Source organism: Streptomyces sp. NBC_00704 (assembly GCF_036226605.1).
In the GTDB taxonomy this organism is placed as follows: Bacteria; Actinomycetota; Actinomycetes; order Streptomycetales; family Streptomycetaceae; genus Streptomyces.
The window spans coordinates 3,173,225-3,196,125 of sequence record NZ_CP109000.1 but is presented as its reverse complement, the minus strand read 5'-3'; the positions used below and the strand labels follow the sequence as shown (position 1 = coordinate 3,196,125).

The following is a 22,901-nucleotide window of genomic DNA, read 5'->3' as shown; positions in this document are numbered from 1 at the left end:
CCGTACGACTATCGTCACTGGCCGGTGACCCTGCTCACCTGGGCAACCTTCACTGTTACGAGAATGGGATGATGTCGTTTATGAAGGGACGAGTCCTTGTCGTCGACGACGACACCGCACTGGCCGAGATGCTCGGCATCGTGCTGCGTGGTGAAGGTTTTGAGCCGTCTTTCGTAGCCGACGGCGACAAGGCGCTGGCCGCGTTCCGTGAGGCCAAGCCCGACCTGGTGCTGCTCGACCTGATGCTGCCCGGACGGGACGGCATCGAGGTGTGCCGCCTGATCAGGGCGGAATCCGGCGTGCCGATCGTGATGCTCACGGCCAAGAGCGACACCGTCGACGTCGTCGTCGGACTGGAGTCCGGCGCCGACGACTACATCGTGAAGCCGTTCAAGCCGAAGGAACTGGTCGCCCGCATCCGCGCCCGGCTGCGCAGGTCCGAGGAGCCGGCGCCCGAACAGCTCGCCATAGGCGACCTCGTCATCGACGTCGCCGGCCACTCCGTGAAGCGGGAGGGCCAGTCCATCGCGCTGACCCCGCTGGAGTTCGACCTCCTGGTCGCACTCGCCCGCAAACCCTGGCAGGTGTTCACCCGCGAGGTCCTCCTCGAACAGGTCTGGGGCTACCGGCACGCCGCCGACACCCGCCTGGTCAACGTGCACGTACAGCGACTGCGCTCCAAGGTCGAGAAGGACCCGGAACGCCCGGAGATCGTGGTGACCGTCCGCGGCGTCGGATACAAGGCAGGGCCCAGCTGACATGACCGGGGACAGCGCCGCTTCGGCTCCCGGACGGTCCGGGGCCCGTCCGCAGCGGCCTGTCGGCCGTGACACGCCAGGCCCACGCCTCGCCCGCCTCCTCGAAGGCGGACCCCTGCGCGGCGGGGTGCACAACAGCCCCGTCCTGCGACTGCTGCTGCGCTGGGTGCGCCGGCCCCTCCTGCCCGTCATGCGGCTGTGGCGGCGCAACATCCAGCTCAAGGTCGTCGCCACGACGCTGCTGATGTCCCTCGGCGTCGTCCTGCTGCTCGGCTTCGTCGTCATCGGACAGGTCCGCAACGGCCTCCTCGACGCCAAGGTCAGGGCATCCCAGAGCCAGGCCACCGGCGGCTTCGCCGTCGCCAAGCAGAAAGCCGACGAAGCCGCCGGCTCCGGCTCCACCCCCGACGGCACCGCCCCGGCGAACGGCCGCGGCTCCCAGAACGTCACCGAATGGATGAGCGAACTCGTCCTGTCGCTGTCCAGCGGCGGACAGGGCGCCTTCGACGTCGTCACCCTGCCCCCCGTCGACGACAGCGGCGGCGGCCGCGGACCACGGGCCTCCGGCTTCGTCGACCCCAACAAGAGCGTCCCGGAGAACCTGCGCGAACGCGTCAACAGCGGCAACGGCGCCGTGCAGAGCTACTCCCGCATCATGTACCTCAACGACAAGGAATCGCAGCCCGCGCTCGTCATCGGCAAGCAGGTCAACGACCCCAACGGCGAGGCCTACGAGCTGTACTACCTCTTCCCGCTCACCCAGGAGGAGAAGTCGCTCAGCCTCGTCAAGGGCACCCTCGCGACCGCCGGGCTCTTCGTCGTCGTCCTCCTCGGAGCCATCGCCTGGCTCGTCGTACGCCAGGTCGTCACCCCTGTGCGGATGGCCGCCGGAATCGCCGAACGCCTCTCCGCCGGACGCCTCCAGGAACGGATGAAGGTCACCGGCGAGGACGACATCGCCCGCCTCGGCGAAGCCTTCAACAAGATGGCGCAGAACCTCCAGCTGAAGATCCAGCAACTGGAGGACCTCTCCCGGATGCAGCGCCGCTTCGTGTCCGACGTCTCCCACGAACTGCGCACCCCCCTGACCACCGTGCGCATGGCCGCGGACGTCATCCACGACGCCCGCGTCGACTTCGACCCCGTCACCGCCCGCTCCGCCGAACTCCTCGCCGACCAGCTCGACCGCTTCGAGACGCTCCTCGCCGACCTCCTCGAGATCAGCCGCTTCGACGCCGGCGCCGCCGCCCTGGAGGCCGAGCCGATCGACCTGCGGGAGGTCGTCCGCCGCGTCGTCAGCGGAGCCGCGCCGCTCGCCGAACGCAAGGGCACCACCGTCCGCGTCCTCGGCGACCAGCAGCCCGTCGTCGCCGAGGCCGACGCCCGGCGCGTCGAACGCGTCCTGCGCAACCTCGTCGTCAACGCCGTCGAACACGGCGAGGGCAAGGACGTCATCGTCAAACTCGCCTCCGCGGGCGGAGCCGTCGCCATCGCCGTACGCGACTACGGCGTCGGCCTCAAGCCCGGCGAGGCCACCCGCGTCTTCAGCCGCTTCTGGCGCGCCGACCCGGCACGCGCGCGTACCACCGGCGGCACCGGCCTCGGCCTGTCCATCGCCCTGGAGGACGCGCGCCTGCACGGCGGATGGCTCCAGGCCTGGGGCGAGCCCGGCGGCGGCTCACAGTTCCGGCTGACCCTGCCCAGGACCGCCGACGAACCCCTGCGCGGCTCGCCGATACCCCTGGAACCCAAGGACTCCCGCCGCAACCGCGGAGAACTCGACGACTCCGGCGTGCCGCGCGGCGGCGGCCAGAAGAGCGCCACGGTCCCCGTACAGCCCGCCACCGAACAGGCCACGGCCGCCCGCACCCCCCTCACCCCCCGCGCCGGCGCCACCTCACCCACGGCCGACCCCACGGCCCTCCCCGGCAACGGCTCACGCGTGGTGTCCCGGCCCGCGCCGGGCGCCACCGCGACCGGCGCACGGCAACAGGACGAACGACCCGCCCCCCGGACCACGGCGCACGGCCCCGCCCCGGACCGGGACGACCCCGCGGACACCGGCGCCCCGGACGCCCCCGGCCCCGCGGACGACGCCGCACACACGGCCACCAGGGGCAACCGCAACGGGACGCACACCGGCGCCGACGGCGTGGACGGCGTGGACGAACAAGGGGAGGCATTTCGTGGGCGCTGAACAGCGCGAGGGGGGAGCCCGCACCGGCCGCACGCCGGCACGCGGAGATGCGCGCGGGCGCGGACGCGGGCGCGCGACGGCGTACGCCGCCTGCGGAGTCGTCCTGCTCGCGGGATGCGCCTCCATGCCCGACAGCGGAGACCTGCGCAACGTCGAATCCACCCCCCGCCAGGACACCCAGGTACGGGTGTTCGCCATACCGCCCCGGGACGACGCACCGCCCGCCGAAATCGTCCAGGGCTTCCTGGAAGCCCTCACCAGCGACGACCCCCGCTACTCCACGGCACGGCAGTACCTCAGCGCCCGCGCCGCCCGATCCTGGGAACCCGAACGGTCCACCACCGTCCTCGCCGACGGACCCGCCACCCAGGCCGACCCCGCCGACAGCAGGGAAGGCGGCGACGACTTCTCCTTCATCCTGACCGGCACCCGCATCGCCACCGTGGACGCCCAGCAGGCCTACGCACCCGCCTCCGGCGGCTACAGCCAGCCCGTCCACCTCACCCGCGACAAGAAGACCCGCCAATGGCGCATCGACGCCCTCCCCACCGGCGTCGTCATGGGCAGATCCGACTTCCAGCGCAACTACGTCGCCGTCAACAAGTACTACTTCGCCTCCAACACCAAGGCCGACACCCCCGACCGGCCCATGGCCGTCGCCGACCCCGTCTACGTACGCGAGCGGGTCGACCCCACGACCCAGATGGTGCGCTCCGTGCTCGACGGACCCACCAGCTGGCTCCGCCCCGTCGTCAGATCCAGCTTCCCCACCGGCGCCGCCCTGCCCAAGAACGTCACCTCGCTGACCCCCGACGACCAGAACAAGCTCACCGTGCCGCTGAACGACAAGGCGGCCCACATCGGCCAGAGCAAGTGCGACGAGATGGCCGCCCAGCTCCTGTTCTCCCTGCGGAGTCTGACCCCCACCATCGACGAGATCGCCCTGCGCGCGGGCGGCGCCCAGCTCTGCTCCCTCAACGAGGAACGCGCCGCCACCGTCGCCGCCCGCGGCTCGCAGAACAGCCCCGGCTACCTCTACTTCATCGACGGCCAGCACCGCCTCATCCGCATGGCCGGCGGCAGCGGCGACACCAAGGCCGACCCCGTCCCCGGAGCGTTCGGCGACGGCACCAAGGCACTGCGCTCCGTCGCCGTGGCCCACGACGAGCACAGCGCCGCCGGAGTCGCCCTCGACGGCAGGAGCCTCTACGTCGCCTCCACGCTGTCCGGCGACACCCTCGGCGACCCCGTCCTCGAGAGCAAGGGCAAGACCGAGACCGACCGGCTCACCACCCCCAGCTGGGACGCCCACGGCAACCTGTGGATCGCCGACCGCGACCCCGCCGACCCCCGCCTCCTCCTGCTCGAGAAGGGCGGCGGCGAACCCCTCAAGGTCCTCACCCCGGGCCTGGACGGCCGGATCAACGCCGTGCGCGTGGCGGCGGACGGAGTGCGCATCGCGCTCGTCGTGGAGAAGGGCGGCAAGCAGTCCCTGCTCATCGGACGCATCGAGCGGGGCGTGGGCGACGGGACGCGGCCGGCCATGTCCGTCCAGGAACTGCGTCCCGCGGCACCCGAGTTGGAGAAGGTCACCGCCATGTCATGGGCCGGGGACAGCCGGCTCGTCGTGGTCGGCCGGGAAGCCGGCGGCGTGGAACAAGTCCAGTACGTGCAGTGCGACGGCTCGTTCCCCGAGGCGGGAACCCTCCCCGGCCTCACGGAGGTCAGGAGCATCGCCGCGTCCGAGGACAGCGACCTCCCGCTCTTCGCGACCTCCAAGGACGGACTGCTGTGGCTGCCCGGCGGCAGCGGCTGGCGCACCCTGAAGGAAACCGCCTCCGTCGCGTTCTACCCGGGGTGAACCACCCCGCGACTCGTTCGGGCCGGGCTCTTCCGGAGGACTTGCGCGGATGCGGTTGGCGGTTGGCGGTTCGCTTGGGGGGCTGGGGTTTCCTGGCGGGGGTGTGGTCGCCTTCCAGGCTCGGGTCCAGGCCCGGGTCCATGGTTCGGGCTTGTGGTCGGGGACCCGGCGGTGGTGTTCCGGGCCGGCGGTCATGGGCCACGAGTTCACTGCGGACGGACGTCCCCACGCCCTTTGCGTTTTCCCGCGTCCCACGTGAATCAATTGTCCGCCTGATCCGTCACGCCCGCCTTCCCGAAGCGTTCCGACCCCCGCCTTCGCGTTTTCCACAGGCCGACCCGAACGGTTTTCCACAGGCCTGGTGAGCCACCCCGGCCACTGGCACAGTGATCCACGTGGAAGGCGCTCGCAAGTGGTGGCAGGAACTCGCCGGCCTGGTGCTGCCCGCCGAGTGCGGCGGCTGCGGAACGGCACGCACGGTGCTCTGCCCGCGATGCCGGACGGCACTGAGCGGCACCGTGCCGTTCCGGGTGCGGCCCGTGGTCGAACCGCCCGGGCTGCCCGCCGTGTACGCGGCGGCCCGCTACGCGGACGAGGTACGGGCAGTGCTGCTCGCCCACAAGGAACGCGGCGCCCTGGCGCTCGCCCGCCCACTGGGGGCAGCGCTGGCAGGAGCGGTGCGGGCGGGACTGCGGGAGGCGGGGGTGGAGGGGAGGGGGGAGGGGGAGGGGGAGGCCCCCCAACCCCCCACGACCGTCCTCCTCGTCCCCGTCCCCTCCGCCCCCGCCGCCGTGCGGGCGCGTGGTCATGACCCGGCGCGTCGTATCGCGCTGGCAGCGGCCGCGGAGTTGCGGCGGGCCGGGGTGGCGGCGCGGGTGGCCGCGGTGTTGCGGCAGCGGCGGCCGGTGGCCGACCAGGCGGGGCTCGACGCGCGGGGGCGGCTGGACAACCTGGTGGGTGCGCTGACGGTCGTGCCCGGGGGCGTGCGGCTGCTGCACGGCGTTCCGGTGGTGCTCGTGGACGACCTGGTGACGACGGGCGCGTCGCTGGCGGAGGCGGCGCGGGCGGTGCGTGCTGCGCGGGCGTCGACGACGGCGACCGCGACGACCGCGACGGCTGCGAGGGCCGGGACAGCGGGGGCCGCCGGGACAGCGGAGGCTGCCGGGACTCCACCGACGGCCTGGACGCCTGGGACAGCCGTGTCAACCGGGACAGCCGTGTCAACCGGGACCGCCGGGTCAGCTCGGTCAGCCGGGACAACCGCGTCAGCCGGGTCAGCCAGGACAACCGGGACCGCCGGGACAGCCGCGTCAGCCGGGATCGCCAGCCCGGCCGCGTCGGCCGGCCTGGCCGCTGTGGGTCCGGTGGGCCTTGTGGGAGGCGGTGCCGGGCAGGTGGGGTGGATGGACGGCGGTCGGGCGGGTACGGGGGGCGGGGAGGGCGTCGGGGAGGTGGAGGGCGGGAAGTGTGGTGGTGGCGTCGGGGCCGTGTACGGGGGCGGGACTCGGGAAGGCAGAAGAGTGACGCCGTCCGGGGTGAGGGAGGGAGGCAGGAGCCGGATCCCGGCGTGGGTCCCGGGACCGGGTGGCACGGGTGACGTGGTGTGCGCGGCCGTGGTCGCGGCATCGCCGGACTCCTTCGAAATAAACCGGAACTGATGGAGAACTTGCGTCGTTGCAGGTAATGAGAGAGTCAATTCACCTGAACGGAGGTACGCCGCAGTAGAGGGTGACGACATCCGTCCGGGCGAGATATGTTCGGTTGTGAGGGAAAGCCGCAGGCCACACCTCTCAAATCCGAATGCCGTGCTGCGGGTTTTCGTAATCCCCTGCGGTACCGGGGGTGTAGATCTCGCCCATGGGGGAGGAGGAGGTGGAAGTCACCAAGTCGGAGGTTCCGGTACTCACCGGAGCCTGGTGCAAAAGGGAGACGCTCCGCCGACGAGCGGAGTGATCCGGGAACGGAGTTCTGCGTGGACATCGTCGTCAAGGGCCGCAAGACCGAGGTGCCCGAGCGGTTCCGCAAGCACGTGGCCGAGAAGCTGAATCTGGAGAAGATCCAGAAGCTCGACGGCAAGGTGATCAGCCTCGACGTCGAGGTGTCCAAGGAGCCCAACCCCCGACAAGCCGACCGGTGCGACCGAGTGGAGATCACGCTCCGCTCCCGCGGCCCAGTGATCCGGGCGGAGGCGTCGGCCAGCGACGCGTACGCGGCACTCGATCTGGCGGCGGAGAAGCTGGACGCGCAGCTGCGCAAGCAGCATGACAAGCGATACACGCGCCGCGGTTCCCGCAGGCTGTCCGCGGCCGAGGTCCCCGACCACGTGCCGGGCGTGGCCACGCTCAACGGCGACGGGCAGCCCGTCCCGTCCGGCGAGACGAACAGCGTGCCGACGAAGAAGATCGGCTCCCTCGAGGTGCAGGGCGACGGCCCCCTCGTGGTGCGCGAGAAGACCCATGTGGCCGCTCCGATGACGCTCGACCAGGCCCTCTACGAGATGGAACTGGTCGGACACGACTTCTACCTGTTCGTCGATTCCGAGACGAAGCAGCCCAGCGTCGTCTACCGGCGCCACGCCTACGACTACGGTGTGATCTACCTCGACACCGACCCGATGGTGGCTCAGGCGAACGCCCCCGAGGCGGGTGGCACGCTGGGCGGCTGACCCCGCCCCGTGAGAGTTCGAGCGGTGTGCCCCTGGAGCGCGTGTGCGCCCCCAGGGGCACCCGTGCGCGCCCCTGGCACCTCGCTCTGTCGCCGCGTTGTCGTCCGGGCATGGAATCATGGCAGGGCGGCTCAACCGGTGGGTCGTTGCCTTGGGTTGGCGATGGCTCAGGACCACGGCCACAGCCTTCAGGGGGAGGAACGATGGCGGACACCTTCGGACCGATGCGGGACGACGACGCCGACGACGGCGTCGTCGGCATGGGCCCGGACGGGGGCACTTCACGCAAGGAGCCCATCAGGGTTCTCGTCGTGGACGATCATGCTCTGTTCCGCCGGGGGCTGGAGATCGTGCTCGCGGCCGAGGAGGACATCCAGGTCGTCGGTGAGGCGGGCGACGGCGCCGAGGCCGTGGACAAGGCGGCCGACCTGCTGCCCGACATCGTGCTGATGGACGTCCGGATGCCCAAGCGCGGCGGTATCGAGGCCTGCACGTCCATCAAGGAGGTGGCCCCGAGCGCGAAGATCATCATGCTGACGATCAGCGACGAGGAGGCCGACCTCTACGAGGCGATCAAGGCGGGCGCGACGGGCTACCTCCTCAAGGAGATCTCCACGGACGAGGTCGCCACCGCGATCCGCGCGGTCGCGGACGGTCAGTCGCAGATCAGCCCTTCCATGGCGTCGAAGCTGCTCACCGAGTTCAAGTCGATGATCCAGCGGACCGACGAGCGCAGGCTCGTCCCCGCGCCGCGGCTGACGGACCGGGAGCTGGAGGTGCTCAAGCTGGTGGCGACGGGGATGAACAACCGTGACATCGCGAAGGAGTTGTTCATCTCCGAGAACACCGTGAAGAACCATGTCCGCAACATCCTGGAGAAACTGCAACTGCACTCCAGGATGGAGGCGGTCGTGTACGCGATGCGGGAGAAGATCCTCGAGATCCGCTGACTCGGGGTGGCGCGGGGGCGCGGGTGGCCGCTGAGCCGCCCGGCCTTGCTGTCTGTAGCGGGCGGCGCTTCCCGCAGTTGCCGCCCCTGTCTGATCGTGCTGCCTGCCGCCCCCGTCTTCGTGCCGCCTGCCGCCCGTTGCTCGTCGCTGCCCGTCGCCGCTCGTCGGAGGGCGCCGTGTTCGTCAGGCGAGTGCGTGGGCGAGTTCCCGGTTGAGCGGTTCGCGCAGTTCCGGGGCGTCGACACGTTCCACGCGTACGTCCGTGCAGTCCACCCAGGTCGCGGCTTCGAGGAGGGCCTGGGCCACTGCCGGGACCGCCTTGGGGCCGTCCAGGGTGACCTGTTTGGCGACAAGGGTGTGGCCCTCGCGTGCCGGGTCCACGCGGCCGACGAGCCGGCCGCCGGCGAGGACGGGCATCGCGAAGTAGCCGTACACCCGCTTGGGTTTGGGGACGTAGGCCTCCAGGCGGTGCGTGAAGCCGAAGATGCGCTCGGTGCGTGCGCGCTCCCAGATCAGGGAGTCGAAGGGGGACAGGAGCGTGGTGCGGTGGCGGCCGCGCGGGGGAGTGTCCAGGGCAGTCGGGTCGGCCCAGGCGGGCTTGCCCCAGCCTTCGACGGTGACCGGGACCAGGCCGGAGTCGGCGATCACGGCGTCGACCTGTTCGCCCTTGAGGCGGTGGTAGTCGGCGATGTCCGCGCGCGTGCCCACGCCGAGGGAACGGCCGGCCAGGCGGACGAGGCGGCGCAGGCACTCGGCGTCGTCGAGTTCGTCGTGCAGCAGGCCGGCGGGGACGGCGCGTTCGGCGAGGTCGTAGACGCGTTTCCAGCCGCGGCGTTCGACGCAGACCACCTCGCCGTACATGAGGGCGCGTTCGACGGCGACCTTGGTGCCCGACCAGTCCCACCACTCGCTGGTCTTCTTCGCTCCGCCCAAGTCGGTGGCGGTGAGGGGGCCTTCGGTGCGGAGCTGCTTGACGACCTGTTCGTAGGTGCCCTCGGGGAGGTCGTGGTTCCACTGCGGGCGGTTGCGGTAGGCGCGGCGGCGGAAGGCGAAGTGGGGCCATTCCTCGACGGGGAGGATGCAGGCCGCGTGGGACCAGTACTCGAAGGCGTGCGTGTCCTTCCAGTAGGCGTCCTCGACGGTCTTGCGGCCGACGGCTCCCAGGCGGGCGTAGGGGATCAGTTCGTGGGAGCGGGCCAGGACCGAGATGGTGTCGAGCTGGACGGCGCCGAGGTGGCGGAGGACGCCGCGCACGCCGGCCCTGCGGTCGGGCGTGCCGAGGAAGCCCTGGGCCCGGAGGGCGATGCGGCGGGCTTCGTCTGCGGAGAGCTCGGTGGCTGGGCGCGGGGTCGTCATGGATCGCACGATAGGGGGTGGGTCTGACAGTGCGGTCAGGGCCTGGGGAGTCCGTCGCGGGGTGCGGTGGCGGTCGGTGCGGCGGGCGGGGGCGCGGGGAGGTAGGGGGTGGTGGAGGGCAGTCCGAGGTCGGACGGGAGCAGGGCGGCGAGGCGGCAGTCGCGTCGTACGCCCTTGTTGGCGATGGCGGAGCGCAGGACGCCTTCGGGGGTGAAGCCCGCTTTGCCGGCGACGGCGCGGGAGGCTTCGTTGCCGACTTCGGCGCGCCATTCGACGCGGTCGATTCCGAGGTCGGTGAAGGCCCAGCGGGCGGCGGTGAGGGTGGCCTCGGTGGTGTAGCCGTGGCCGCGGTGTTCCTTGGCGGTCCAGAAGCCGACCTCGGCGGTGCCGGGGGCGCGCATGGTGAGGCTGAGGACGCCGGTGAGGGGGCCGTCGTCGGGGAGGAAGACGCCGAAGGTGAACATGGAGCCGGTGGCCCAGCCCTCGGGGGCGAGCAGTTCGATGAAGCTGCGGGCGTGTTCGCGCAGGTAGGGGGAGGGGATCGTGGTCCAGCGCTGGATGTCGGGGTCCTGGGCCGCGGTGTACAGGGCGTCGGTGTCGCGCGGGTCGAGGGGGCGCAGGATCAGGCGGGCGCTGGTGAGGGTGGGGGGTGCGGGCTCCATCGGGCGATTCTGCGCGGGGGGCCGTGTCGGACGCCAGTTGTCGGCGGGGTGTGAGCGGGTGATCACAATTCGCGCAATTCGTCGGGCGGCGGCGGCACCATCGGCGGCGTCCGGCCGTTGTTCCCTGTGAAGAGATTTCAGGAGCAGGTGCGCAGCAGTGTGCGGTCCTCGTCCGGCAGGCCTCCCGGCGCGGTGGGGTCCTCGCATACGATGGCCGTTGCTCAGTAAGTCAAAGGAAACCGACCGTTCCAGGCCCGACCGGCAAGGAGACCAACCCCCGTGTCCGTCCTCTCGAAGATCATGCGTGCAGGCGAAGGCAAGATCCTGCGCAAGCTGCACCGCATCGCGGACCAGGTCAACTCCATCGAAGAGGACTTCGTCGACCTCTCCGACGCCGAGCTGCGGGCCCTCACCGAGGAGTACAAGCAGCGGTACGCCGATGGCGAGACCCTGGACGACCTGCTGCCCGAGGCGTTCGCCACCGTGCGTGAGGCCGCGAAGCGCGTCCTCGGCCAGCGTCATTACGACGTGCAGATCATGGGTGGCGCCGCGTTGCACCTCGGCTATGTGGCCGAGATGAAGACCGGTGAGGGCAAGACGCTCGTCGGCACGCTGCCCGCGTATCTGAACGCGCTGTCCGGCAAGGGCGTCCACCTGATCACGGTCAACGACTACCTGGCCGAGCGCGACTCCGAGATGATGGGGCGCGTTCACAAGTTCCTGGGTCTGGAAGTCGGCTGCATCCTGGCCAACATGACGCCGGCCCAGCGGCGTGAGCAGTACGCGTGCGACATCACGTACGGCACGAACAACGAGTTCGGCTTCGACTACCTGCGCGACAACATGGCGTGGGCGCAGGACGAGCTGGTGCAGCGCGGCCACAACTTCGCCATCGTCGACGAGGTGGACTCGATCCTGGTCGACGAGGCGCGTACGCCGCTGATCATCTCGGGTCCGGCCGATCAGGCCACGAAGTGGTACGGCGACTTCGCCAAGCTGGTGACGCGGCTGAAGAAGGGCGAGGCCGGCAACCCGCTGAAGGGCATCGAGGAGACCGGCGACTACGAGGTCGACGAGAAGAAGCGCACGGTCGCCATCCACGAGGCGGGTGTCAGCAAGGTCGAGGACTGGCTGGGCATCGACAACCTCTACGAGTCGGTGAACACGCCTCTGGTGGGCTACCTGAACAACGCCATCAAGGCGAAGGAGCTCTTCAAGAAGGACAAGGACTACGTCGTCATGGACGGCGAGGTCATGATCGTCGACGAGCACACGGGCCGTATCCTCGCCGGCCGCCGCTACAACGAGGGCATGCACCAGGCGATCGAGGCGAAGGAAGGGGTGGACATCAAGGACGAGAACCAGACGCTCGCGACGATCACTCTGCAGAACTTCTTCCGCCTCTACAAGCGGCACGACCACAGCGGCAAGGAGCAGCCCGGTCTCTGCGGCATGACCGGTACGGCCATGACCGAGGCCGCGGAGTTCCACCAGATCTACAAGCTCGGCGTGGTGCCGATCCCGACGAACCGGCCGATGGTGCGCAAGGACCAGTCGGACCTGATCTACCGCACCGAGGTCGCGAAGTTCGAGGCGGTCGTCGACGACATCGCGGAGAAACACGAGAAGGGTCAGCCGATCCTCGTCGGCACGACGTCGGTCGAGAAGTCCGAGTACCTGTCGCAGCAGCTGTCCAAGCGGGGCATCCAGCACGAGGTGCTGAACGCCAAGCACCACGAGCGTGAGGCGTCGATCGTCGCGCAGGCGGGCCGCAAGGGTGCGGTCACGGTGGCCACGAACATGGCCGGCCGTGGTACGGACATCAAGCTGGGCGGCAACCCGGACGACCTGGCCGAGGCGGAGCTGCGTCAGCGGGGTCTGGACCCCGAGGAGCACATCGAGGAGTGGGCGCAGGCGCTGCCCGCCGCGCTGGAGAAGGCCGAGCGTGCGGTGAAGGCCGAGTTCGAGGAGGTCAAGGAGCTCGGCGGGCTGTACGTCCTTGGTACCGAGCGGCACGAGTCGCGGCGTATCGACAACCAGCTGCGCGGTCGTTCCGGCCGTCAGGGCGACCCGGGGGAGTCGCGGTTCTACCTGTCGCTGGGCGACGACCTGATGCGGCTGTTCAAGGCGCAGATGGTCGAGCGCGTGATGTCGATGGCGAACGTGCCGGACGACGTGCCGATCGAGAACAAGATGGTCACGCGGGCGATCGCGTCGGCGCAGTCGCAGGTGGAGCAGCAGAACTTCGAGACGCGTAAGAACGTCCTGAAGTACGACGAGGTCCTCAACCGGCAGCGTGAGGTCATCTACGGCGAGCGTCGTCGGGTGCTGGAGGGTGAGGACCTGCAGGAGCAGATCCATCACTTCATGGACGACACGATCGACGCGTACGTCGGCGCGGAGACCGCCGAGGGCTTCCCCGAGGACTGGGACCTGGACCGGCTGTGGGGTGCTTTCAAGCAGCTGTACCCGGTGAAGGTCACCGTGGAGGAGCTGGAGGAGGCGGCCGGCGACCGGGCGGGTCTGACGGCGGAGTTCATCTCGGAGTCCATCAAGGACGACATCCGCGAGCAGTACGAGTCGCGGGAGGCGCAGCTCGGCTCGGAGATCATGCGTGAGCTGGAGCGCCGGGTGGTGCTGTCGGTGCTGGACCGCAAGTGGCGCGAGCACCTCTACGAGATGGACTACCTCCAGGAGGGCATCGGTCTGCGCGCGATGGCGCAGAAGGACCCGCTGGTGGAGTACCAGCGTGAGGGCTTCGACATGTTCTCCGCGATGATGGACGGCATCAAGGAGGAGTCCGTCGGCTACCTGTTCAACCTGGAGGTCCAGGTGGAGCAGCAGGTCGAGGAGGTTCCGGTCCAGGACGCCGCGCCGGTCGACATGGACAAGCAGGACGTGGTGCCGGCGCAGGCGGGTGCGCGTCCGGAGATCCGTGCGAAGGGGCTGGACGCTCCGCAGCGTCGTCAGCTGCACTTCTCGGCGCCGACGGTGGACGGCGAGGGCGGCACGATCGAGGGCGACTTCGAGGACGACGAGGAGCCGGTGCGTTCCGAGGCCGACGGTCTCACGCGGGCGGAGCGCCGCAAGCAGGCGAAGGCCGGGCGGCGCCGCAAGAAGTAGCCGGTTCGCGCGGTCGTGCGGCGGTTGGAGGGGGCCGGGTCACCTGAGTGTGGCCCGGCCCCTTCGCGTGCGGTCGCCTGCGCCTTGCCGGACGGCTTGGGGGAGGGGGGCGTTCCTGGCGGGCGTCGGGTGGGCCGTCAGGCGTCCTGGGCGGGTGCTCGGCGGTGGCCGTCGAGTTCGACGGCGGTGCAGCGCCAGCGGCGGTCCCTGCCGAGTTCCAGACGGAAGGCCATGGCGCGCACGCGGTCGCCGGCACCGATCCGGGCGAAGGCCTCGATCGCGCCGGGTCGGGGCACGAAGTAGCCGATGTCGCGGACGACGGGGCAGGTGCCGTGGGCGGTGCGCAGGGGGCCGCGCTCGGCGAGGTGCGCCAGGTCGTCGTAGGCGGCGCCGCGGGTGTGGCGCAGCATGTAGTGGACGGGGCGGCGGCCGCTCAGGACGGCGAGGAGCCGGTCGGCGAAGAGGTCGGTGGGGCGTGGCTGGGGGAGCGGGCCGCCCGGGGTCCCGGCGGTCGCCGGGCGGCTGTCGGCGGGGCGGGTGGAGGGGCCGGCGCCGGGCGGGCCGGGCGGGCGGCCGCCTGCCGGCGCCGTGCGCGGGGTGCCGCCGCCGGGGGTGCGCGGGGGTGCGCCGGCGGGGCGGCGGGTGTCACGACGGCCGGGTGGGCGGGCGCCTGCGGGGCGGGTGCCGGGCGGGCGGGAGCCGGGGTGGGGCTGCGTCCTCGTCATGACCTTGTCCATGGGGTCCCCGTTCGGTGAGCCCGGGTTTTACCGGGCGGTAACTTTTCGTTGTGGATCTTGTACGGGGTGATGGCCGACGGCGGCAAGCCGGGGGTGCGCCCGTGTCGGGGGCGCCGGAAGTTCACCCATCAGGGGCGGACCGGGGTGCCCGGAGCCCGGTTTCACGGGGGCGGGCCGGGTGAGGTCCGGGGCGTCGGGTTGACGTCCGCGCGGGTGGGGGCAGGGGCCCGAAAGGGGACGTCCGCACGTATCCTGAAGGCCGCCGGGCAGGCGCGTCGCCGCCTCCCGGTGCACCGCCCACTGCCTCCGGACCTCTGCGTCTGTGCCGCCGTCGAACCGTCGAACCGCTGAGTCCCTTCACCGGGTCCGCAACCGAGTCCCGTCACTGAGTCCCACCAAGCACCGTCACCGAGTCCGAGTCCGAGTCCCTGAGTCCCAGCCCCGTCACCGAGCCCGAGTCCCGGCACCGAGTCCGGCGCACCGGGCCCGTGGCACCGAGTCCGTGTCACCGAGTCCGTGTCACCGAGTCCGTGTCACCGATCACGAAATGAGCGGTCCGCCATGCGCGTCTACGTCCCCCTGACCCTCCCCGCTCTCGCCGAGGCGCACCGGACGGGTGAGCTGGGGGCCGAGCCGCTTCTCGCCTACGCCGTCACGCCCGCGCTGCGCGAGTGGTACCTCTCCGACGACATCGAGGAACTGGAGTACGCGGCGCTCAGCAGGGCCGCACTCGCCTCCCTGCGGCTCCTCGCGGCGGACCAGGCGGCCCCGCGGCGGCGCGTCGTGGTCGCCGTGGACGTCCCCGACCGTGCGACCGCCGTCGACCCCGACCGGGGACTCGACCCGGCGGCGCTGGGCGAGGTGCGGGTGACGGGCGCCGTGCGGCTGGCCAAGACGGCCGCCGTGCACGTCGACGCCGGGGACGCGGAGGCGGACGTCACCGCGGCCGCGAAGGCCCTCGCGGCGGCGGACGGCGGGGACGACGACGCGCAGTTCGTCGTGGACGGCGCCGAGGACCACGAACTGCTGTGGTTCGCCCCGCAGGAGATCGCGAACCTGGTCGGCCCGGGCGAGTGAGGAGGCCGCCGCCACGGTCGTCCACTTGACTGTCGGTGGCGGCGGGTACGTTTGCGGGTATGGGGAAGCACGAAGCGGCGCACATCGTCTGGGACTGGAACGGGACCCTGTTCCACGACAACGAAGCGATCGTCGGGGCCACCAACGCGGCCTTCGGCGAGCTGGGTCTGACACCGATCACGCTGGAGCAGTACCGGGCGCTGTACTGCGTGCCGGTGCCGAAGTTCTACGAGCGGCTGATGGGCAGGCTGCCCACGGACGCCGAGTGGGAGCTGATGGACGGCGTCTTCCACCGGTACTACGCCGAGCACCGGGTGGGGTGCCGGCTGACCGACGGCGCGGAGGGGCTGCTCGCGGGGTGGCGGTCGGCGGGGCACAGCCAGTCCCTGCTGAGCATGTACGAGCACGAGGAACTCGTCCCGCTGGTGCGCGGGTTCGGGATCGAGCCGCACTTCGTCCGGGTGGACGGGCGGACCGGCCCCTCCGGGGGCAGCAAGGCCGAGCACATGGTGCGGCACCTGAGAGAGCTGACCGGGGTCGAGCCGGCGCGCACCGTCGTGATCGGGGACGCCGCCGACGACGCCGTGGCCGCGCTGCACGTCGGGGCGCGGGCCGTGCTGTACACCGGCGGGTCGCACAGCCGGGCCAGCCTGGAGGGCGTCGGGGTGCCGGTGGTGGACACGCTGGACGAGGCCGTGGAGGTAGCGGGACGCCTGGCCACGGCCGCGTGAACCTGGCCGCGTGATCGGGGCTGCTTGCGCACGCTGCTCCTGACCACAGCCCCGTGAGCACGGCCGCCTGAGCGGGGCCCCGCGAGCAGAACTGCGTGAGCGCGCTGCTCCTGGCCAGGCTGCGTGAGCACGGTCGGCCCGAGCACGGCCGGCCCGAGCACGCTGCTCCTGACCACAGCCGCGTGAGCACGGCCGCCTGAGCGGGGCTGCTCCTGGGTGCGGCTGCGTTCACACGTGGCTGCCCGAGCACGGTCGCGCGAACCCGGCCGCGTGAGCGGGGCTGCTTGCGCACGCAGATCCTGACCACGGCCGCCCGAGCACGGGCGCGTGAGCACGGGCACGGCGCCGTGAGCGCAGCGCGTGAGCGGGGCTGCGTGAGCGCGCTGCTCCTGGCCACGGCTGCGTTCACACGTGGCTGCCTGGCTACGGCTGCGTCCACACGCGGCCGCCCGAGCACGGGCGCGTGAGCGAAGGGCCCAAGTACGGCCGCGGCCGCGTGGGCCCAGGCGGGTGGACACGGCCGCGTGGGCGGGGTGGGCGGGTCAGGTCGCCGGGGCCTTGGCGCGCAGGACGGCGAGGAACTCGCGCATCCAGGCCGGATGGTCGGGCCAGGCCCGCGCGGAGACGAGGGCGCCGTCGACCACCGCCTCGGCGTCCTGGAAGGTGGCCCCGGCCGACTGCATGTCGAGCTCCAGCGCCGGAAAGGCGGTGACGCGCCGGCCGTGCAGGGCGTCGGCGGCGGCCGTCAGCAGGGGCCCGTGGCAGATCTGGGCGACGGGCTTGTCGGCGTCGAAGAACGACTTGACGATCTTGCGGAGTTCGGGATCGTTGCGCAGATACTCGGGCGCGCGTCCGCCGGGGACCACGACGGCCGCGTACGCTCCGGGATCGACCTCGGCGAAGGCGAGGTCGGCGGGCCAGGTGTAGCCGGGTTTCTCGGTGTAGGTGTCGAAGCCGGGTTCGAAGTCGTGGACGACGAACCGGAGCCGCTTGCGGGCGGGCGCGGCGATGTGGACCTCGTAGCCCTCCTCGCGCAGACGCTGGTAGGGGTAGAGGACCTCCAGGGATTCCGCCGCGTCGCCGGTGACGATGAGGATCTTCGTGGTCATGGTGGACGTCTCCTCTCGGGCGGGCGTCGGCACGGCCGACGGGGCTCCCGGCGGGTGGGTCTGCCCGGAGGGGGCGTTCCCAGCGTCCCGCGGGCCGGGGCCGCCGTCGACTTTTCCCGTGTTCCCGTCCGTCTCGTGCGCGACGCGTGACCCGGCCGTCCCTCCGGCCGTCTTTCCGGTCGTCCCATAGCCGTCCGGGCGGCCGCGCGAGCTGTGCAGAACGTCAAAGTTCCGACCCGCCTTTTGTACACATACGGCTCATGACGGCGGCCCGGTGGGGAGCGATAGCCTGGTGGCGTGATCAGCGCGATATCTCGCGGGGGCAATGTCGCCCCTGCCCTGCGCCCGGTGTGTGCGGACCATCTCCGCCACCGGGCGGCGGTCGCTGATCGGCGCGGGCGGGACGGGGTCGCAAGGGGCCCCCGGGCGGCGTGCACATCCCGGAGGCAGGCGACGCGGAGAGCAGCGTCACACCCCGGAGCGGTGCCGAGAATGGCTGATATCCCCCCGCTCGTCTCACCTTGCGGCATAGCGTCGGAGCAGTCCGGAGATCCCGGGCCGTGGCGCCGGGTCGCAGGGGAAGAGCCCGTACTTCCTTCTACGTCACGCAACGGCGCGCGACAGGAGTCAGAGGACAATGCAGACCAAGCTGGACGAAGCCAAGGCCGAGCTGCTCGAGAGGGCGGCGCGGGTCGCTGAGAACAGCCCGGTCGGGGGGCATCTACCGACTGGGACGACGGGCGAGGGCACTCCGGGGATCCCGGACCACGCGGCCCTCCTCGCGTTCCTCCATCGCTACTACCTGCACACCTCGCCGGAGGACCTGAGCGGCCGCGACCCGGTCGACGTCTTCGGCGCCGCTGTGTCGCACTACCGGCTGGCCGAGAGCCGCCCGCAGGGCACCGCCAGCGTGCGGGTGCACACGCCCAGCGTCGAGGAGAACGGGTGGACGTGCAGCCACTCCGTCGTCGAGGTGGTCACCGACGACATGCCGTTCCTCGTCGACTCCGTCACCAACGAGCTGACCCGGCAGGGCCGGGGCATCCACGTCGTCATCCACCCGCAGGTCGTCGTGCGGCGTGATGTCGCGGGCCGGCTGATCGAGGTGCTCAGCGTCCCGCCCGCGGCCGTGGAGCTGCCGCACGACGGGCACATCGAGTCGTGGATCCACGTCGAGATCGACCGCGAGACCGACCGGGCCGACCTGAAGCAGATCACCGGCGATCTGCTGCGCGTCCTGTCCGACGTCCGCGAGACGGTCGAGGACTGGGAGAAGATGCGCGACACGGCGCTGCGGGTCGCCGACGGACTCCCCGAGGAGCCCGTCCCCGGCGATCTGGCGCAGCCCGACGTCGACGAGGCCCGTGAGCTGCTGCGCTGGCTGGCGGACGACCACTTCACCTTCCTCGGCTACCGGGAGTACCAGCTGCGCGGGGACGACTCCCTCGCCGCCGTCCCCGGCACCGGCCTGGGCATCCTGCGCTCCGACCCGCACCACGCCGACGGCGACGACCATCCCGTCAGCCCGTCGTTCGAGCGGCTCCCGGCCGACGCCCGTGCCAAGGCGCGTGAGCACAAGCTGCTGGTGCTGACCAAGGCGAACAGCCGGGCCACCGTGCACCGGCCGTCCTACCTGGACTACGTCGGCGTCAAGAAGTTCGACGCCGAGGGGAACGTCGTCGGCGAGCGGCGGTTCCTGGGGCTCTTCTCCTCCGCCGCCTACACCGAGTCCGTGTCGCGGGTGCCGGTGGTGCGGCGCAAGGTCCAGGCCGTGCTGAAGGGCGCCGGGTTCTCGCCCGACAGCCACGACGGGCGCGACCTGCTCCAGATCATGGAGACCTACCCGCGCGACGAGCTGTTCCAGACGCCGGTGGACGAGCTGCGCTCCATCGTCACCAGCGTGCTGTACCTCCAGGAGCGGCGGCGGCTGCGGCTCTACCTGCGGCAGGACGAGTACGGGCGCTACTACTCCGCGCTCGTCTACCTGCCGCGCGACCGCTACACCACGGGTGTGCGCCTGCGGATCATCGACATCCTGAAGGAGGAGCTGGGCGGGACGAGCGTCGACTTCACCGCCTGGAACACCGAGTCGATCCTGTCGCGGCTGCACTTCGTGGTCCGCGTCCCGCAGGGCACCGAGCTGCCGGAGCTGTCCGACGCCGACAAGGAGCGCATCGAGGCGCGTCTGGTGGAGGCGGCGCGGTCCTGGGCCGACGCGTTCTCCGAGGCGCTCAACGCCGAACTCGGCGAGGAGCGGGCCGCGGAGCTGTCGCGGCGCTACGGCAACGCCTTCCCCGAGGGCTACAAGGCCGACCACACGCCGCGGGCCGCGGTGTCCGACCTGGTCCACGTGGAGCGGCTGAGCGAGGAGCGGAGCTTCTCGCTGAGCCTGTACGAGCCGGTGGGCGCCGCTCCCGACGAGCGCCGCTTCAAGATCTACCGCAAGGGTGACGCGATCTCCCTGTCGGCGGTGCTGCCGGTGCTCAGCCGCCTCGGCGTCGAGGTGATCGACGAGCGGCCCTACGAGCTGCGCTGCTCGGACCGCACGCACGCGTGGATCTACGACTTCGGTCTGCGCATCCCCAAGGCGCTGGCCGGTCCCGGCGGCGACTTCTTCGGCGACGACGGGCGCGAGCGGTTCCAGGAGGCGTTCTCCGCGACCTGGACCGGCCGGGCCGAGAACGACGGGTTCAACGCGCTGGTGCTGGGCGCCGGGCTGGACTGGCGGCAGGCCACGGTGCTGCGCGCGTACGCCAAGTACCTGCGGCAGGCCGGGTCCACCTTCAGCCAGGACTACATGGAGGACACGCTCCGCACGAACGTGCACACCACGCGGCTGCTGGTGTCGCTGTTCGAGGCGCGGATGTCGCCCGATCGGCAGCGCGCCGGGCACGAGATCGTCGACGCCCTGCTGGAGGAGCTGGAGGCCGCGCTCGACCAGGTCGCCTCGCTCGACGAGGACCGCATCCTGCGCTCGTTCCTGACGGTCATCAAGGCGACGCTGCGCACGAACTTCTTCCAGCGGCGCTCGGACGGCCGTCCGCACGACTACGTGTCGATGAAGTTCGACCCGCAGGCCATCCCGGACCTGCCGGCGCCCCGGCCCGCGTTCGAGATCTGGGTGTACTCGCCGCAGGTGGAGGGCGTGCACCTGCGGTTCGGGAAGGTCGCGCGCGGCGGTCTGCGCTGGTCCGACCGGCGTGAGGACTTCCGCACCGAGGTCCTGGGCCTGGTCAAGGCGCAGATGGTGAAGAACACCGTCATCGTGCCGGTGGGCGCGAAGGGCGGCTTCGTCGCCAAGCGGCTGCCCGACCCGGCGGTGGACCGCGACGCGTGGCTCGCCGAGGGCGTCTCCAGCTATAAGACGTTCATCTCGGCGCTGCTCGACATCACCGACAACATGGTCGGCGGGGAGGTCGTGCCGCCGGCCGACGTCGTGCGCCACGACGAGGACGACACCTACCTGGTGGTCGCCGCCGACAAGGGCACCGCCACGTTCTCGGACATCGCCAACGAGGTCGCCCAGTCCTACGACTTCTGGCTCGGCGACGCCTTCGCGTCGGGCGGCTCGGCCGGCTACGACCACAAGGGCATGGGCATCACCGCCCGCGGCGCCTGGGAGTCGGTCAAGCGGCACTTCCGCGAGCTGGGCGTGAACACGCAGGCCGAGGACTTCACCGTCGTCGGCATCGGCGACATGTCCGGTGACGTGTTCGGCAACGGCATGCTGCTCAGCGAGCACATCCGGCTGGTGGCCGCCTTCGACCACCGGCACATCTTCATCGACCCCGAGCCGGACGCGGCGACCTCGTACGCCGAGCGCCGCCGGCTGTTCGAGCTGCCCCGTTCCAGCTGGGCCGACTACGACACGGCGCTGCTGTCGGCCGGCGGCGGGATCTTCCCCCGCACGGCCAAGGCGATCCCCGTCAACGCGCACATCCGCGCGGCCCTCGGCATCGAGGCGGGCGTCGCCAAGCTGACGCCGGCCGACCTGATGAAGGCGATCCTGCGGGCGCCGGTGGACCTGCTGTGGAACGGCGGCATCGGCACGTACGTGAAGTCGTCCGCGGAGTCGAACGCGGACGTCGGCGACAAGGCCAACGACCCGATCCGGGTGGACGGCGCCGATCTGCGCGTCAAGGTCGTCGGCGAGGGCGGCAACCTGGGTCTGACCCAGCTCGGCCGGATCGAGTTCGCCCGGCTCGGCGGCAGGATCAACACCGACGCCATCGACAACAGCGCGGGCGTGGACACCTCCGACCACGAGGTGAACATCAAGATCCTGCTCAACGGGCTGGTCACCGACGGCGACATGACCGTCAAGCAGCGCAACAAGCTGCTCGCGGAGATGACCGACGAGGTCGGCGCGCTGGTCCTGCGCAACAACTACGCGCAGAACACGGCGATCGCCAACGCGCTCGCCCAGTCCAAGGACATGCTCCACGCGCAGCAGCGCTTCATGCGCCACCTGGTGCGCGAGGGGCACCTGGACCGTGCGCTGGAGTTCCTGCCCACCGACCGGCAGATCCGTGAGCGGCTGGGCGCCGGTCAGGGGCTGACCAGCCCGGAGACGGCCGTCCTGCTGGCGTACACGAAGATCACGGTGTCGGACGAGCTGCTGCACACCTCGCTGCCCGACGACGACTACCTGCGCGGCCTGCTGCACACGTACTTCCCGACGGCGCTGCGCGAGCGGTTCCCCGAGAGCATCGACAACCACCCGCTGCGCCGTGAGATCACCACGACCGTCCTGGTCAACGACACGGTCAACACGGGCGGCACGACGTATCTGCACCGGCTGCGCGAGGAGACGGGCGCGTCGCTGGAGGAGATCGTGCGGGCGCAGACCGCGGCCCGGGCGATCTTCCGTTCGGCGCCGGTGTGGGACGCGGTGGAGGAGCTCGACAACCGGGTCGAGGCCGAGGTGCAGACCCGGATCCGGCTGCACTCGCGGCGCCTCGTCGAGCGCGGGACGCGCTGGCTGCTGAACAACCGGCCGCAGCCGCTGCAACTGGCGGAGACGGTCGGGTTCTTCGCCGAGCGCGTCGAGCTGGTGTGGTCGCAGCTGACGAAGCTGATGCGGGGCGCGGACCTGGAGTGGTGGCAGCGCATCTACGACGAGCTGACCGCCGCGGGCGTCCCGGACGAGCTGGCCACGCGGGTGGCGGGGTTCTCCTCGGCGTTCCCGGCGCTGGACATCGTCTCGGTGGCCGACCGCATGGGCAAGGACCCGCTGGACGTCGCCGAGGTGTACTACGACCTCGCCGACCGGCTGCGCATCACCCAGCTGATGGACCGCATCATCGAGCTGCCGCGCGCCGACCGCTGGCAGTCCATGGCCCGCGCGTCGATCCGTGAGGACCTGTACGCGGCGCACGCGGCGCTGACCGCCGACGTCCTGGCGGCCGGCAACGGGTCCTCGACGCCCCAGCAGCGGTTCAAGGCGTGGGAGGAGCGGAACGCGGCGATCCTGGGCCGGGCGCGCACGACGCTGGAGGAGATCCAGACGTCGGAGACGTTCGACCTGGCCAACCTGTCGGTGGCCATGCGGACCATGCGCACGCTGCTGCGGACGCACTCGTAGCAGTCCGCGGTCCCGGTGCGCTGAAGGGGCCCCCGAGCCGTACGGCTCGGGGGCCCCTTCGATGACGTGACACGTCCAGCGTCCCGCGTCC

The 22,901-nt window shown here is 71.2% G+C and carries 13 protein-coding genes and 1 pseudogene; 10 read left to right on the top strand and 4 right to left on the bottom strand.

What is annotated here, in order from left to right; all coding sequences use genetic code 11:
• The first annotated feature begins 68 nt into the window (after positions 1–68).
• From mtrA to OG802_RS13915, 6 genes and pseudogenes are all read left to right on the top strand, one after another.
• The gene (mtrA, locus tag OG802_RS13940) at positions 69–758 is read left to right on the top strand and encodes a two-component system response regulator MtrA (protein WP_187281934.1); all 690 of its coding nucleotides are present in this window, start codon (positions 69–71) and stop codon (positions 756–758) included.
• 1 nt (position 759) lies between these two features.
• Positions 760–2,955: an MtrAB system histidine kinase MtrB gene (gene mtrB / locus OG802_RS13935; RefSeq protein WP_329410546.1), complete on the top strand. Its 2,196-nt coding sequence runs from the start codon at positions 760–762 to the stop codon at positions 2,953–2,955.
• Positions 2,945–4,816 carry an LpqB family beta-propeller domain-containing protein gene (locus OG802_RS13930; RefSeq protein ID WP_443055242.1) on the top strand — a complete coding sequence of 624 codons (1,872 nt, stop codon included), beginning with the start codon at positions 2,945–2,947 and terminating at the stop codon, positions 4,814–4,816. Before mtrB ends, OG802_RS13930 begins: the two co-directional genes overlap by 11 nt.
• A gap of 395 nt (positions 4,817–5,211) precedes the next feature.
• Positions 5,212–5,982, top strand: a pseudogene (locus OG802_RS13925) (ComF family protein); the annotation flags it as partial.
• Between the two features lie 806 nt (positions 5,983–6,788).
• Positions 6,789–7,481 (top strand): ribosome hibernation-promoting factor, HPF/YfiA family, encoded by a 693-nt coding sequence (hpf, locus tag OG802_RS13920; RefSeq protein WP_329410542.1) that lies wholly within the window; start codon positions 6,789–6,791, stop codon positions 7,479–7,481.
• A gap of 203 nt (positions 7,482–7,684) precedes the next feature.
• On the top strand, positions 7,685–8,431 hold the full coding sequence (locus tag OG802_RS13915; RefSeq protein WP_069773236.1) for a response regulator: 747 nt from the start codon (positions 7,685–7,687) through the stop codon (positions 8,429–8,431).
• 183 nt (positions 8,432–8,614) lie between these two features.
• Here OG802_RS13915 and OG802_RS13910 read toward each other — a convergent pair whose 3' ends face one another.
• The gene (locus OG802_RS13910) at positions 8,615–9,787 is read right to left on the bottom strand and encodes a winged helix-turn-helix domain-containing protein (protein ID WP_329410539.1); all 1,173 of its coding nucleotides are present in this window, start codon (positions 9,785–9,787) and stop codon (positions 8,615–8,617) included.
• A gap of 35 nt (positions 9,788–9,822) precedes the next feature.
• Positions 9,823–10,449 (bottom strand): GNAT family N-acetyltransferase, encoded by a 627-nt coding sequence (locus OG802_RS13905; protein ID WP_329410537.1) that lies wholly within the window; start codon positions 10,447–10,449, stop codon positions 9,823–9,825.
• Positions 10,450–10,728: 279 nt separating this feature from the next.
• Here OG802_RS13905 and secA point away from each other — a divergent pair, with 279 nt between their 5' ends.
• Positions 10,729–13,572, top strand: a complete 2,844-nt coding sequence (secA, locus tag OG802_RS13900) for a preprotein translocase subunit SecA (RefSeq protein WP_329410535.1) — start codon at positions 10,729–10,731, stop codon at positions 13,570–13,572.
• Positions 13,573–13,709: 137 nt separating this feature from the next.
• On the opposite strand, the gene OG802_RS13895 is transcribed toward secA, so the two are convergent.
• Positions 13,710–14,309: an Rv3235 family protein gene (locus OG802_RS13895; protein ID WP_443055241.1), complete on the bottom strand. Its 600-nt coding sequence runs from the start codon at positions 14,307–14,309 to the stop codon at positions 13,710–13,712.
• 561 nt (positions 14,310–14,870) lie between these two features.
• On the opposite strand from OG802_RS13895, the gene OG802_RS13890 reads away from it, so the two are divergent.
• Positions 14,871–15,386, top strand: a complete 516-nt coding sequence (locus OG802_RS13890; protein ID WP_329410531.1) for a DUF6912 family protein — start codon at positions 14,871–14,873, stop codon at positions 15,384–15,386.
• A 59-nt stretch (positions 15,387–15,445) separates the two neighbouring features.
• Positions 15,446–16,117 (top strand): HAD family hydrolase, encoded by a 672-nt coding sequence (locus OG802_RS13885; protein ID WP_329410529.1) that lies wholly within the window; start codon positions 15,446–15,448, stop codon positions 16,115–16,117.
• 542 nt (positions 16,118–16,659) lie between these two features.
• Here OG802_RS13885 and OG802_RS13880 read toward each other — a convergent pair.
• Positions 16,660–17,226 carry a DJ-1/PfpI family protein gene (locus OG802_RS13880; RefSeq protein WP_329410526.1) on the bottom strand — a complete coding sequence of 189 codons (567 nt, stop codon included), beginning with the start codon at positions 17,224–17,226 and terminating at the stop codon, positions 16,660–16,662.
• A gap of 637 nt (positions 17,227–17,863) precedes the next feature.
• Between OG802_RS13880 and OG802_RS13875 the strand changes: the two genes are divergently transcribed.
• Positions 17,864–22,810 (top strand): NAD-glutamate dehydrogenase, encoded by a 4,947-nt coding sequence (locus OG802_RS13875; protein ID WP_329410524.1) that lies wholly within the window; start codon positions 17,864–17,866, stop codon positions 22,808–22,810.
• Positions 22,811–22,901 lie beyond the last annotated feature (91 nt).

Coding starts and splice junctions, on each gene's coding strand:
- mtrA (WP_187281934.1), top strand. CDS start 69: ATGATGTCGTTTATGAAGGGACGAGTCCTTGTCGTCGACGACGACACC.
- mtrB (WP_329410546.1), top strand. CDS start 760: ATGACCGGGGACAGCGCCGCTTCGGCTCCCGGACGGTCCGGGGCCCGT.
- OG802_RS13915 (WP_069773236.1), top strand. CDS start 7,685: ATGGCGGACACCTTCGGACCGATGCGGGACGACGACGCCGACGACGGC.
- OG802_RS13910 (WP_329410539.1), bottom strand. CDS start 9,787: ATGACGACCCCGCGCCCAGCCACCGAGCTCTCCGCAGACGAAGCCCGC.
- OG802_RS13905 (WP_329410537.1), bottom strand. CDS start 10,449: ATGGAGCCCGCACCCCCCACCCTCACCAGCGCCCGCCTGATCCTGCGC.
- OG802_RS13895 (WP_443055241.1), bottom strand. CDS start 14,309: ATGGACAAGGTCATGACGAGGACGCAGCCCCACCCCGGCTCCCGCCCG.
- OG802_RS13890 (WP_329410531.1), top strand. CDS start 14,871: ATGCGCGTCTACGTCCCCCTGACCCTCCCCGCTCTCGCCGAGGCGCAC.
- OG802_RS13885 (WP_329410529.1), top strand. CDS start 15,446: ATGGGGAAGCACGAAGCGGCGCACATCGTCTGGGACTGGAACGGGACC.
- OG802_RS13880 (WP_329410526.1), bottom strand. CDS start 17,226: ATGACCACGAAGATCCTCATCGTCACCGGCGACGCGGCGGAATCCCTG.
- OG802_RS13875 (WP_329410524.1), top strand. CDS start 17,864: ATGCAGACCAAGCTGGACGAAGCCAAGGCCGAGCTGCTCGAGAGGGCG.